This is a genomic window from Streptomyces sp. NPDC097107, from assembly GCF_044762405.1.
Lineage (GTDB): Bacteria > Actinomycetota > Actinomycetes > Streptomycetales > Streptomycetaceae > Streptomyces > Streptomyces thinghirensis.
The window spans coordinates 12,149-25,461 of sequence record NZ_JBIWEF010000017.1; the positions used below are offsets into that span (position 1 = coordinate 12,149).

At 73.0% G+C, this 13,313-nt stretch carries 10 protein-coding genes; all 10 read left to right on the top strand.

Translation table 11 applies throughout. The annotated features are described in order from the left end of the window. On the top strand, positions 1 to 3,585 hold a 3,585-nt coding region (locus ACIQ1J_RS31460; protein WP_403562189.1), incomplete at its 5' end, for a HAMP domain-containing protein. A gap of 97 nt (positions 3,586 to 3,682) precedes the next feature. Beyond that, positions 3,683 to 6,223, top strand: coding sequence for a SpoIIE family protein phosphatase (locus ACIQ1J_RS31465; RefSeq protein WP_403562191.1), 2,541 nt, complete (start codon positions 3,683 to 3,685; stop codon positions 6,221 to 6,223). A 120-nt stretch (positions 6,224 to 6,343) separates the two neighbouring features. Further along, complete coding sequence (locus ACIQ1J_RS31470; RefSeq protein ID WP_403562193.1) at positions 6,344 to 6,736, top strand: STAS domain-containing protein; 393 nt, start codon at positions 6,344 to 6,346, stop codon at positions 6,734 to 6,736. A gap of 156 nt (positions 6,737 to 6,892) precedes the next feature. After that, positions 6,893 to 7,789 (top strand): STAS domain-containing protein, encoded by an 897-nt coding sequence (locus tag ACIQ1J_RS31475; protein ID WP_403562195.1) that lies wholly within the window; start codon positions 6,893 to 6,895, stop codon positions 7,787 to 7,789. Then, entirely contained in the window at positions 7,786 to 8,217 is a 432-nt protein-coding gene (locus ACIQ1J_RS31480; protein ID WP_403562197.1) for an STAS domain-containing protein, read from the top strand. Before ACIQ1J_RS31475 ends, ACIQ1J_RS31480 begins: the two co-directional genes overlap by 4 nt. Beyond that, entirely contained in the window at positions 8,217 to 8,657 is a 441-nt protein-coding gene (locus ACIQ1J_RS31485; protein WP_210960819.1) for an anti-sigma regulatory factor, read from the top strand. Before ACIQ1J_RS31480 ends, ACIQ1J_RS31485 begins: the two co-directional genes overlap by 1 nt. Then, positions 8,657 to 9,724 carry a SpoIIE family protein phosphatase gene (locus ACIQ1J_RS31490; protein WP_403562199.1) on the top strand — a complete coding sequence of 356 codons (1,068 nt, stop codon included), beginning with the start codon at positions 8,657 to 8,659 and terminating at the stop codon, positions 9,722 to 9,724. The genes ACIQ1J_RS31485 and ACIQ1J_RS31490 overlap by 1 nt, the downstream gene beginning before the upstream one ends. Further along, complete coding sequence (locus ACIQ1J_RS31495; RefSeq protein ID WP_403562201.1) at positions 9,721 to 9,969, top strand: hypothetical protein; 249 nt, start codon at positions 9,721 to 9,723, stop codon at positions 9,967 to 9,969. The genes ACIQ1J_RS31490 and ACIQ1J_RS31495 overlap by 4 nt, the downstream gene beginning before the upstream one ends. Beyond that, positions 9,966 to 11,699, top strand: coding sequence for a PP2C family protein-serine/threonine phosphatase (locus tag ACIQ1J_RS31500; protein WP_403562203.1), 1,734 nt, complete (start codon positions 9,966 to 9,968; stop codon positions 11,697 to 11,699). The genes ACIQ1J_RS31495 and ACIQ1J_RS31500 overlap by 4 nt, the downstream gene beginning before the upstream one ends. 224 nt (positions 11,700 to 11,923) lie before the next feature. Then, positions 11,924 to 13,300: an NAD(P)/FAD-dependent oxidoreductase gene (locus tag ACIQ1J_RS31505; protein ID WP_403562205.1), complete on the top strand. Its 1,377-nt coding sequence runs from the start codon at positions 11,924 to 11,926 to the stop codon at positions 13,298 to 13,300. The last annotated feature ends 13 nt before the right edge of the window (positions 13,301 to 13,313 follow it).

Below are 13,313 nucleotides of genomic sequence, written 5' to 3' on the forward strand. Positions count from 1 at the left end.
ATCCTCGAACTGAAGAACACCATCAACACGATGGTCGACCAGCTCTCCGCCTTCGCCGACGAGGTCACCCGCGTCGCCCGCGAGGTCGGCACCGACGGGCGGCTCGGCGGCCAGGCCGACGTCCAGGGCGTCAAGGGCACGTGGCGCGACCTCACCGACTCGGTGAACTTCATGGCGGGCAACCTGACCAACCAGGTCCGCAACGTGGCCCAGGTGGCCACGGCCGTGGCCAAGGGCGATCTCTCCCAGAAGATCACGGTGGACGCCCGCGGCGAGATCCTCGAACTGAAGAACACCATCAACACGATGGTCGACCAGCTCTCCGCCTTCGCCGACGAGGTCACCCGCGTCGCCCGCGAGGTCGGCACCGAGGGCAATCTGGGCGGCCGCGCCCAGGTGCGCGGTGTGTCGGGTACCTGGAAGGACCTCACCGACAACGTCAACTCCATGGCCAACAACCTCACCGGCCAGGTCCGCTCCATCGCCCAGGTCGCCACCGCCGTGGCGCGCGGCGACCTGTCGCAGCGGATCACCGTGGAGGCCAAGGGCGAGGTCGCGGCGCTGGCCGACGTCATCAACACGATGGTCGACACGCTGTCGGCGTTCGCCGACGAGGTCACCCGCGTCGCCCGCGAGGTCGGCACCGAGGGCCGGCTCGGCGGCCAGGCGCACGTGCCGAACGTCGCCGGCACCTGGAAGGACCTCACCGACAACGTCAACTCCATGGCCAACAACCTCACCGGCCAGGTGCGCAACATCGCGCTGGTGACGACCGCGGTGGCCCGGGGCGACCTGTCGAAGAAGATCGACGTCGACGCGCGCGGCGAGATCCTGGAACTCAAGACGACGATCAACACGATGGTCGACCAGCTCTCCGCCTTCGCCGACGAGGTCACCCGCGTCGCCCGCGAGGTCGGCACCGAGGGCCGGCTCGGCGGCCAGGCCGAGGTGGAGGGCGTCTCCGGCACCTGGAAGCGCCTCACGGAGAACGTCAACGAGCTGGCGGGCAACCTCACCCGCCAGGTCCGCGCGATCGCCGAGGTCACCTCCGCCGTCGCCGAGGGCGACCTGACCCGCTCCATCAACGTGGAGGCGTCGGGCGAGGTCGCCGAACTCAAGGACAACATCAACTCCATGGTGGAGTCCCTGCGGGAGACCACCCGGGCCAACCAGGAGCAGGACTGGCTGAAGACCAATCTCGCCCGGATCTCCGGCCTGATGCAGGGGCACCGGGACCTGCCCGTGGTCGCCGAGCTGATCATGGACGAGCTGGTGCCGCTGGTGTCGGCCCAGTACGGCGCGTTCTATCTGGCCGAGGACGGCGACGAGGGGCCCGAGCTGCGGCTCGTCGGTTCCTACGGCTATCCCGAGGACGCGGGCAGGCCCACCCGCATCGCCTTCGGCCGCACCCTGGTCGGCCAGGCCGCGCGCAGCCGGCGCACCATCGTGGTGGACGAGCTGCCGGCCGGCTACGTGACGATCTCCTCCGGGCTCGGCGAGGTGGTGCCGACCGCCCTGGTGCTGGTGCCCATCGTGGTCGAGGGACAGGTCCTCGGCGTCATCGAGCTGGCGTCGGTCGCCGCGTTCACGCAGATCAACCGGGACTTTTTGGAACTGCTGATGGAGACCATCGGCGTCAACGTCAACACGATCGTGGCCAACGCCCGCACCGACGAGCTCCTCTCCGAGTCGCAGCGCCTGACCGCCGAGTTGCAGGCCCGTTCCGCCGAGCTCCAGGTCCAGCAGGAGGAGCTGCAGCGCTCCAACGCCGAGCTGGAGGACAAGGCGTCCCTGCTGGCGACGCAGAACCGGGACATCGAGGCGAAGAACCTGCAGATCGAGCAGGCCCGGCAGGAGCTGGAGGCCCGTGCCCAGCAGCTCTCGCTGGCCTCGAAGTACAAGTCGGAGTTCCTGGCCAACATGAGCCACGAGCTGCGCACCCCGCTCAACAGCCTGCTCATCCTCGCCCAGCTGCTCGCCCAGAACCCGTCGCGCAACCTCACCCCCAAGCAGGTCGAGTACGCGGGCATCATCCACTCCGCGGGCTCGGACCTGCTCCAGCTGATCAACGACATCCTGGACCTGTCGAAGGTCGAGGCGGGGAAGATGGACGTCGCGCCCGAGCGGGTGTCGCTGCGGCAGCTGATCGAGTACGTCGAGGCCACCTTCCGGCCGATGACGACGCAGAAGGGCCTGGAGTTCACGGTGTCGACGGCCGCCGGAGCACCGGCGGACCTGCTGACCGACGAGTCCCGGCTGCGTCAGGTGTTGCGCAACCTGCTGTCCAACGCGGTGAAGTTCACCGAGCGCGGCGGGGTGGAGCTGGCCGTCGAGCCGGCGTCGGACGACGAGGTGCCCGCCGGCGTGCTCCGGGGCGGTGCGGTGGTGGCCTTCCGGGTGAAGGACACCGGCATCGGCATCCCCGAGCAGAACCTGGAGTCGATCTTCGGCGCGTTCCAGCAGGCGGACGGCACGACCAGCCGCAAGTACGGCGGCACCGGACTCGGCCTGTCCATCACCCGGGAGATCGCCCAGCTGCTCGGCGGCGCCGTCACGGTGGACAGCACGCCCGACCGGGGCAGCACGTTCACGTTGTTCCTGCCCGTGGCCCGGCCCGACTTCGAGGAGCTGCTCGGCCGGGGCGCGGAGCACGCCCCGGCCGAGTCGCCCGCCGACATGCTCACCCGTCCGGCGACGGTGCCCGAGCTCACGGGCGGCCACCGGCAGCGCCCGCGGCGGCTGCTCGTCGTGGAGGAGCGGCCGCGCGGCCTGCTGACCCTCGTCGCGGAGAGCGTGATCGCCGACCTGACGCACGGACGGGACGCGGGCGACCGGCCCCCGCTCGACGTCATCACGGCCGTGGGGGCGCAGGAGGCCGCGGGCGCGCTCGCGGCCGAGCCGTGCCACTGCGTCGTCCTGGAGCTGGGCATGCCGGACTCGGAGGCGTCCCGCTTCCTGGAGGCGCTGCGCGGCGACTCCGCCCTGGCGAGCGTGCCGGTGCTCGTGCACAGCGGTCACCGCGCGGACGCGGCGCTGGAGGAGAGACTGCGCTCCGGGGCTGAGGGCGGGGCGCTGGAGTTCCTGTCCAGCCTCGACGAGCTGCGGGAGCGCATCGCGCTGCACCTGGCCGCCGAGGAGCCCGGCGACGTCCTCTCCCTGGTCCGGCCCGAGGAGCCGCAGCAGCTGGCTCCGGACGCCGTGGACGACTCGTCGGCCGGGCGCACCGTCCTCGTCGTCGACGACGACGCGCGCAACCTCTTCGCGCTCAGCGGGATCCTGGAGCTGCACGGTTTCCGGGTCCTGCACGCGGAGAACGGACGCCGCGGTATCGAGACGCTCGTGGACCACCCGGACGTCGCGCTGGTCCTGATGGACGTGATGATGCCGGAGATGGACGGCTACACGGCGACGGCCGAGATCCGCCGGATCCCCCGGTACGCCGAGCTGCCGATCATCGCGGTCACCGCGAAGGCGATGCCCGGCGACCGGGAGAAGAGCCTCGCCTCGGGCGCCAGCGACTACGTCACCAAGCCCGTCGACACCCGGGACCTCATCGCCTGCGTCCGACGGTGGCTGCCCGCATGAGCGTGCCGGCCCCCGTCCCGTACACCGGTGGGCCGGGCGGTGCGCGGCACGTCCCGTCGCGCTCCGTGGCGGTCTCGAGCCGAGGAGCGTCCTCATCGTGAACACGTCCGAGCAGCCACCCGGGCCGGCCGGCGACGCGCCGCGGGACGCGTCGGCCACGCCGCCCCTCGTGTCCGGGCCGCGGCAGTCCTGTGCGGTCGACGGGCCGGCCGCAGGCTTGCGCGCGATGGCCCCGCTGTCTCCCGTGGGCAGGCTGGCGGCCACGGTGGACCGGCTCAGCCGCGAGGTGCGGGCCGCCCAGGCGGAGGCCGACGGCCGGGCCCTGATCGAGCTCGCCAAGGGCATCCTGGTCGCGCGGCTCGGGTGTGGTCCGGCGCAGGCCGCGCGGCAGCTCGCCGAGCTGGCCGAGCAGTCCCAGGTGACTCCCCTGGAGTTCGCGGTCGACGTCATCAACCAGGCAGCCCGGGACCGGATGTCGGAGGTGACGGACGCGTTCCTGACGGCCACCGCCGCCGCGCGCGCCACGGACGCCGACGACGCCGACGACGGCGGGGACGGTGACGGCGGCGGGGGCGGGGACGGTGACGCCGGCGGGGAGGCGGTGACCGAGTCGGCCGCCGTGCGCCTGCGGGCGGCCGAGAGCGGCGCGCTGGCCGCGGACGACACCCAGGCCGTGGCCGACGCCCTGCTGGAGCAGGCGCTGCGCCCGCTCGGCGCGGCCGCCGTGGCCATCTGGGCGGCCGGGTACGACGGGTCGCTCACGTTGGCCGGCAGTGCGGGGTTCTCCCCGGCCGAGGCCACCCGCTGGCGTTACGTGCCGCCGGACGTGGCGACGGTGGCCCGGTGCGGGCTGACCGAGCGCGAGGGCCAGTGGATCACCTCGCTGGCCGGTACCGGGCTGCCCAGCGTGGGCCGGCACCAGTACCCGGACGGCGGCAGGGTCGCCGTGCCCGCCGGTACCGGAGGTCGTATCCACGGCGTGCTGGAGATCGCCTGGCCGGTGCCGCTGGCTCCGCAGCCGCCCCAGGTGGTCCGTCAGGTGGAGGCCCTGGCGGAGCTGTGCGCGCACACCCTGGAGTCGTACACGCCGCCGGACGGTGCCGGGCAGGAGCCGCCCGTCCTGCCGGACGCGGTGGAGCTGATGGACCTGGCCGACGGTCTGTACGACCCCGCCCTGGTCCTGGTGCCGCACCTGGACGCCGCCGGCAACCTGGCGGACTTCCGCATCCAGCACGTGAACAAGGGCTTCCTGGATCCCGCGGGACGGCCGCGTGCCGTCGTGCGCGGCGCGCTGCTGCTGGAGGCCTACCCGATGGCCGCCGGGGACAGCGAGCTGTTCCAGAACGTGGAGCGGGTGTACGCCACGGGCGAGCCGTTCCGGGCCCGGCACATCAACCTGACCGCGCTGGTGGACCAGGTGCCGCTGTCGGCGGTCGCGGACATCAGTGTCAGCAGGCACGGCAACGCCGTTCTGCTCATCTGGCGCATCGAGGACGAGACGGCCCGGCTGGCCAGCCTCCTCCAGCACGCCCAGCGCCTCGGCCGCATCGGCGGCTTCGAGGAGAACCTGCTGACCGGCGAGATCACCTGGAACGGACAGCTGTTCGACCTTTACGGGCGTCCGCAGACGAGTACCCCGGTGCCGCTGGAGGAGCTGACCGCCCACGCCCACCCGGACGACGCGGTCACCATCGGCCGGTTCCTGCGCACGCTCCTGCACCACCGGCGGCCGGCGTCGGCGGCGTTCCGGCTGCAGCGGCCCGACGGGGTGACCCGGCACGTCCGGGCGGTGGCCGAACCGGTCCTGGACACCGACGACCGCCTTCTCGTCGTACGGGGTGCGTACCAGGACATCTCGGCGCAGCACTGGACCGAGGTGGCACTCGCCGCTACGCGCGACCAGCTGGCGCACAGTGAGCAGCAGGCCATCGAACGCAACCGGCTGACCCTGCAGTTGCAGCACGCCATCATGCCGCCGGAGCAGACCCCGCTCAAGGTGCCGGAGCTCCAGGTGGCCGTCCGGTACCGGCCGGCGGAGACGGAGCAACTGGTGGGCGGCGACTGGTACGACGCCGTGACGCTGCCGAGCGGGCGGGTGCTGCTGTGCGTGGGGGACGTCGCCGGGCACGGCATAGAGGCCGCGACCAGCATGGTGGTGCTGCGCAACGCCCTGCGGGGCCTCGCGGTGACCGGTGCCGGGCCCGGCCAGCTGCTGTCGTGGCTCAACATCGTGGCGCACCACCTCACGGGCGGGGTCACCGCGACCGCGGTGTGCGGGCTGTACGACCCGGCCCGGCGCACGCTGCGCTGGGCCAGGGCGGGCCATCTGCCGCCGGTGCTGGTCCGCGGCACGGACGCCAAGCCGCTGCCACTGCTCAAAGGCATGCTGCTGGGAGCCGTGGCCGAGGCGGTGTACGAGGAGGACGAGGTGCAGCTGGCCGGTGAGGACACCCTGCTGATGTACACCGACGGCCTGATCGAACGCCGCGACCGCTCGGTGGAGGAGGCGCTGACCCAGCTGCTGAGCACCGTCCGTCCGACGCCGAACACCCTCGACCAGCACCTGGACCGGCTGCTCACCTACAGCAGGTCGGACACGGACGACGACACGTGCCTGGTGGGCATCCGGGTCGGGTGACGGTGGGCACGGAATCCCGGTCCCGGCCGGGCAGGTGTGACGAACGGATTCGGGGGTAATCGCTGGGCGCGGTGGGACATGATGACGCCCCACCGCCCGGCCGTATTGTTGGAGGTACACGTGCCCATAGCCCAGAATCCGCTGTCCGTCGAGGTGACGCTGCCCCGGGAGGAGGTGGCGCTGCTCACGGTGGAGGGCTACCTGGACGTCGACACCGCGACCGAACTCCAGCACCACCTGGCCAACCAACTGCACCACGGCCGACGGCACTTCCTGCTGGACCTCTCCGAGGTGCCGTTCATGGACTCGTCCGGCATGAACATCATCCTGCGGGTCTATCAGGAGGCACGCGAGCTGCCGGGCAGTGTGCACATCATCTCGCCCGCCCCGGCGGTCCGGCGCGTCCTGGATCTGACGGGGGTGAGCCTCACGGTGCCGGTCTCCGAGAGCATCGACGAGGCGCTTTCCCGCGTCGACGCCCAGCCGGCGGGTCCGCAGATACCGGAGGTGTGAGTTCCCCCTCCTACCCGGCGCTCATCCGGACCGTTCACGCGGGAGCAGGTGTCGTACGAGGTCGGCGAGTGGCTACAGTTGTCGCCCGGCAGAGTCACGTCGCCGTCACGTCGCCTCCTGGGCTGTGCGGCGCAACGCGGATGAGGAGTGGAACAGGTGCCGGAACAGGCGGAGGGAACAGCGGGATCGCCGGCGAACGAGGTCAGGGACTTTCTGCGGCGGCGCCGTGAGCAGATCGCCCAGCGGTGGGCGGACGAGCCGTTGTTCCGGGCCGTGTTCACCGTCTCGCGCGACGAGGCGGTCGAGGCGGGCAAGGCCGTGGTCGACGCGCTGGCCCAAGTGGCCGACGCGGCGCGGGTGGAGGACCCGGACGCGGCCGGATTCACGGCGGTGCGCGAGCAGTTGGCGCGGATGGGTGCGGCCCGCTCGCGGGCGGGCCTGAGCACCGCCCAGGTGTCGAGCGAACTGGCCGCCCTGCGCCAGCCGGTCGAGAACCTGCTCGTAACCGACCTCCCGGACGCCTCAGCCGAGCACGCCCGGGACTGCGTCACCACGCTGAGCGTGCTGATGGGCACCTTGCGGGTCGTGGTCATGCAGACGGCGCTCAGCGAGGGGCAGGCGCTCATCGACCGCCAGCGGCTGCAGTTGCTGGAGGTGGCCACTCCCGTCATCAAGCTGTGGGACGGCATCGTGGCCGTTCCGCTGATCGGGACGCTCGACAGCGCCCGCAGCCAGGTCGTCATGGAGACCCTGCTGGAGTCCATCGTGGAGCAGCAGGCGCGCCACGCGATCCTGGACATCACCGGGGTGCCGACCGTGGACTCGCTGGTGGCCCAGCACCTGATGAAGACGGTCGCGGCGGCCCGGCTGATGGGCGCCGAGTGCATCGTCTCCGGCATCCGGCCCGCGATCGCGCAGACCATGGTCCACCTCGGCCTGGACCTGGGCACCGTGGTCACCCGGGCGAGCCTCGCCGACGCGCTGGGCTATGTGCTGCACCAGCTCGGAGTCGGCATCGTGAACCCCGTCGCGAACGGTCCGGTCACGCGGTGAGCGAGGCGTTCCCCGGGCCCCACGCGGGTCCCGTGACGGGTCATGTCCCGGTGCTCCGGCTCGGCGAGGTGCTGTTGGTCACCCTTCAGGGAGACCTGCACGACAGCACGGCGCAGCAACTCCAGCAGGACCTCGCCGAGACCATCTCCCACAGTGGCGCCACCGGTGTGATCATCAACATCTCCGGTGTGGAGATCGTCGACTCCTTCCTCGGCCGGGTCCTGGCGGAGATCGCCGGGCAGACCGAGTTGCTGGCCGCGCGTACCGTGGTGGTCGGCATGCGGCCGGCGGTCGCGATCACCCTGGTGGAGCTGGGCCTGACGCTGCCGGGGGTGCACACCGCGCTCAGTACCGAGGTGGCCATGGAGCTGCTGACGCGGCACGCCCCGTCGTCCCGCTTCGGCGGCCTGCGCCAGGAGAGTCCGTGATGCACACTGCCGCGGGCGCACAGGCCCGCCTGCCGATCCATTCGGACATGGATCTGGTGTGGGTACGTCAGCACGTGCGGCAGGCGGCCGCCCAGATCGGCTTCGGTCTGGTGGACCAGACGAAACTGGTCACGGCGGCCAGCGAACTGGCCCGCAACACGCTCGTGTACGGCGGCGGTGGGACGATGGAGACGGAACCCCTCGCCGAGGGGGGCGCAAGGGGACTGCGGCTGACCTTCAGCGACGAAGGGCCGGGCATCGCGGACCTGGAGCAGGCGCTCAGCGACGGTTTCACCTCTGGGGGCGGGCTGGGCATGGGCCTGGGCGGCGCGCGGCGGCTGGTGCACGAGTTCGCGATCGAGAGCAATCCTGGGGCGGGCACCACCGTGCGGGTCACCTCCTGGGTGGGCCGGGCGCCTCGCCCGCGTGAGGAGATCTGATGCCGCGCGTGTGGGACGTCCCGGTGCACGACTCGACCCGGGTGCGCGACGCCCGGGTGGCCGCGGAGCACGCGGCGGCCCTGGCCGGGCTGGACGAGCAGCGCACCGCCGCCGCGGCACTGATGGCGACGGAGCTGGCCACGAACCTGCTCAAGCACGCCGGGGGTGGTCAGGTTCTCATCGACGTCGTCGCTCCCACCGTGCTCTCCGCCGACCGTGACGGCGAGTACCGGCTCGTGCAGGTCGCCACGGTCGACCACGGCCCGGGGATCGCCGACCTGTCCGCCGCCCTGCGCGACGGTTTCAGCACGACGAACTCCCTGGGCGCCGGTCTCGGCACCTGCGCGCGCCTCGCCGACGACTTCGACCTGCACAGCGACCCCGGGCGGGGCACGGTGGTGGTCGCCCGGGTCGGCGCCGTACCCGACGGCCGGGCCGCGGAGCCCGGTCCGGGGGCCGGGGTACGGGCCGGCGCGGTGAACGTCCCCTTCGGCGGGGACGACTACTCGGGCGACGCCTGGGCATGGGTCCGGGCCGGGGACCGGGTCACGCTGATGCTGGCCGACGGGCTCGGCCACGGCCCGGAGGCGGCCCGCGCCTCGACCGCCGCCGTCGAGGCGCTGCGCGGTTCGGCCCACCTCACGCCCGCCGAGGCGCTGCGGCGGCTCGACACGGCGCTGGGCGGGACTCGCGGCGCGGCCGTCGCGGTGGCCCAGGTCGACACGCGTGCCGCGGTGCTCAGGTTCGCCGGCGTCGGCAACATCGGGGCGCGGCTGTGCGCGGGCGGCACCTGGCGGCACCTGGTGTCCCGGCCCGGCATCGTAGGCACCCACCGGCCCACGACCCTGCGCGAGGAGGAAGCGGCCTGGGCGGACGACCGGGTGCTGGTCCTGCACAGTGACGGTCTGCCGAGCCGCTGGGCCCCGACGCCCGACACCTGCCGCACGACGGCCGACCCGGCGGTGACGGCCGCCGTGACGGTCCGTGACGCCAGCAGTTCCGCCCGCCCGGTGCGGGACGACACCGCCGTGGCCGTACTGGCCTCGACCCCGCCGGATGCCCGATGACCCGTACCCCACACACCACCGACGCGGCCCGGTCACGCCCCACCACCGCGCCCGGCCCGGCCCCGCTGGACCACACCGACGCGGCCCGGACCCGCACCACCACCGCGCACCCGGCCGCGGCCCCCGGCGCGTCACCCCTGGAGCACCGGCACCCCGCGGCCCCGCCCAACGGAGACCCCACCCACCCCACGCAGGACGACACCGCCCCGACCGGCCCGGCCCGGACCCCGCTGGACCGCCCATGACCCGCACCTGGCAGATCACCGACATCACCGACGCGGCCCAGGCACGCATCACCACCGCGCGCCTGGCCGCGGCCTACGGTGTGCCGCCCCTGGAGCGCGCACGGCTGCTGGCATCGCTCGGCGCGCAGTTGCGGCTGTGTCTGACCAAGGGCGGTACCTGGCGGCTCACCCTGGAGGCGGGCACGGCTTCCCGCGCCGCGCCGGCGGTCGGGGAGGGCGTGCTGCACGCCGTGCTGACGCCGTCGCACGACGCCGCAGCCGCCGGGGAGCCCCCGTGGCGGGTCACGGTGCCCTGTCCCGAGGCCGCGCCGACCGCCGATGTCGACGCGTCCGCGGACGACCCGACCACGCTGGCCGAGGCCCTGTTGGGGGCCGACGAGGACACGGCGCTGGTGCTGGACAGGCTCACCGAGCAGGAGGACCTGGTCGACTTCCACCGGGAGGAGCTGCACCAGACGAACCAGGGCGTCGTGGCCCTGCACGCCGAGCTGGACGCCGCCGGGCGGGCCCAGCGGGAGGCGTTCGCCGCCGAGCGCAAGGCGCGTACGGAGGCGGAGAACGCCCGTCGCAGGCTCACGTTCCTGGCGGACGCGAGCGCGGTGCTGACGGCGTCGCTCGACCACCACGAGATCGTGCGCCGCCTGCCGGAGCTGCTGGTGCCGGAGTACGCCACGAGCGTCGACGTCTGGCTGTTCGAGCAGGAGGGCGACCGGCCGGGGCCCGCCCATCCGGCCGCCGCCGTGGTCGCCGCCCGCACCGGGCGGCCCCAGTACGCCGCCGCTCACCCCGGCGGCCTGCCCGGCGTCGACGACCAGCCGCCCTCGGCGCTGGACCCTCGGCGGCCCCTGCTGTGCATCCCGCTGCCGACCCGGCAGGCGCCCCTGGGCGTGGTGACCCTGTCCCCGCCCGGGGAACGCTGGGACCCGGACGACGCCGTGATGGTGATCGAGCTGACCCGGCGGGCCAGCATCGCGATCGACCACGCCCAGCGCTACCAGCACAACCGCGACATCGCGGAGACGCTCCAGCGGGCCCTGCTGACGGAACTGCCCGCCCCGCCGGGACTCGGCCTGGCCGCGCGCTACCTGCCGGCCACTCACGGGCTGAACATCGGCGGCGACTGGTACGACGCGTTCCGCCAGCCCGACGGCGGCGTCATCGCCGTGGTCGGCGACGTGACCGGGCACGGGCTGCGCGCGGCCGTGATGATGAGTCAGCTGCGCACCGCGCTGCGCGCCTACGCCGTCGACGGCGGCAGCCCCGGCCGGCTCCTGACCCGGCTGCACATCTTCCTCCACCACCTCCAGCCCGACCTCTTCGCCACCGCCGTCATCGCGCGCTTCCACCCCGACGACCCCACCATGACGTGGGCCGCCGCCGGCCACCCGCCGCCGGTGCTGCGTACCCCGGACGGGCGGGTCCAGACCCTGGACGCGAGACCGGGTGCGATGCTCGGCATCCCGCTGAAGCAGGAGATCGCCGACCACACGGTGCGGCTGGCCCCGGGCTCGACGCTCGCGCTGTACACGGACGGCCTGGTGGAGCGCCGCGCCCGGGGCATAGACCCGGGCATCGCGCGGCTGGCCGAGGCGCTCGGGTCGTTCGGCCCGGCGGAGCTGGAATCGGACCTGGAGGGTTCGGCGGACGGCATCCTGCGTCCCCTGCTCAGCGACTCCGAGCGGGACGACGACGTGTGCCTGCTGCTGTGCCACCTGCGCGGGTCCGGCTGACCTGCGCCGGCACCGTCCGCCCACCGGAGGGTCCCGGCCGGTCCGCTCCCGCCCGGTGCGCTGCGGGCCCGGGCGGGGCACGGTGGTGATCGGACGTGTCGCCTGCCTGCCGCGTCCGGCTGGCCGAACCGGCGTGGGCGCGGTGGGATCGACGAGGTGCGAAGCAGCGATCCAGGGGCAGGCGAATGGCGTTCGCGGCAGACCGCCTGGAGCCGCAGAAAGGGATGAACACCGTGACACGACCCAGGATCCTGGTGGTCGGCGCAGGTTTCGCCGGCGTGGAGTGCGTCCGCCGTCTGGAGCGGAAGCTCTCCCCCAACGAGGCCGACGTCACCCTGGTGACGCCGTTCTCCTACCAGCTCTATCTGCCGCTGCTGCCCCAGGTCGCCTCCGGGGTGCTGACGCCCCAGTCGATCGCGCTCTCCCTGCGCCGCAGCAGCAGGTACCGGACCCGGATCATCCCGGGCGGCGCCATCGGCGTGGACCTCGAGGCGAAGGTCTGCGTGGTGCGCACCATCACCGACCAGATCGTCAACGAGCCGTACGACTACATCGTGCTGGCCCCCGGAAGCATCACCCGCACCTTCGACATCCCGGGGCTCACCGACAACGCGTTCGGCATGAAGACGCTGGCGGAGGCCGCGTACATCCGCGACCACGTCATCTCCCAGCTCGATCTCGCCGACGCCAGCCAGGACCCCGCGGAGCGCGCCTCCCGGCTGCAGTTCGTGGTGGTCGGCGGCGGTTACGCGGGCACCGAGACCGCGGCCTGTCTGCAGCGGCTGACGCACGCGGCCGTCAAGCGCTACAACCGGCTCGACCCGAGTCTGATCAAGTGGCATCTGATCGACATCGCCCCGAAGCTGATGCCCGAACTGGGCGAGAAGCTCGGACGCGACGCGCAGGAGGTCCTGACGCGGCGCGGGATCGAGATCTCCCTGGGCGTTTCCATCGAGAAGGCCGGCCCCGAGGAGGTCACCTTCACGGACGGCCGGGTGGTGCCCACCCGCACGCTGATCTGGACCGCCGGAGTGGTGGCGAGCCCGCTCATGGCCACGCTCGGCGCGGAGACGGTCAAGGGACGGCTCGCGGTCACCGCCGAGATGTGCCTGCCCGACCACGACGGGGTGTTCGCGCTCGGCGACTCCGCCGCCGTCCCCGACCTCGCCAAGGGCCAGGACGGCGCCGTCTGTCCACCCACCGCCCAGCACGCCATGCGGCAGGGGCGGCACGTCGCCGAGAACCTCATCGCCACCCTGCGCAACCAGCCGATGCGGCCGTACGTGCACAAGGACCTGGGTCTCGTCGTCGACCTCGGCGGCACCGACGCGGTCTCCAAGCCGCTCGGCGTCGAACTGAAGGGCCTGCCCGCCCAGGCCGTGGCCCGCGGCTACCACTGGTCGGCGCTGCGCACCGGCGTGGCCAAGGCCCGGGTGGCGGCCAACTGGACGCTCAACGCCATCGCCGGCGACGATTTCGTCCGCACCGGCTTCCAGGCCCGCAAGGCGGCCAAGCTGAAGGACTTCGAGTACACCGACGCCTATCTGACGCCGGAGCAGGTCCGCAAGCAGGTCGAGGGAGCGGGCCGGGCGCAGCTGTGACCCGGCGGCAGCG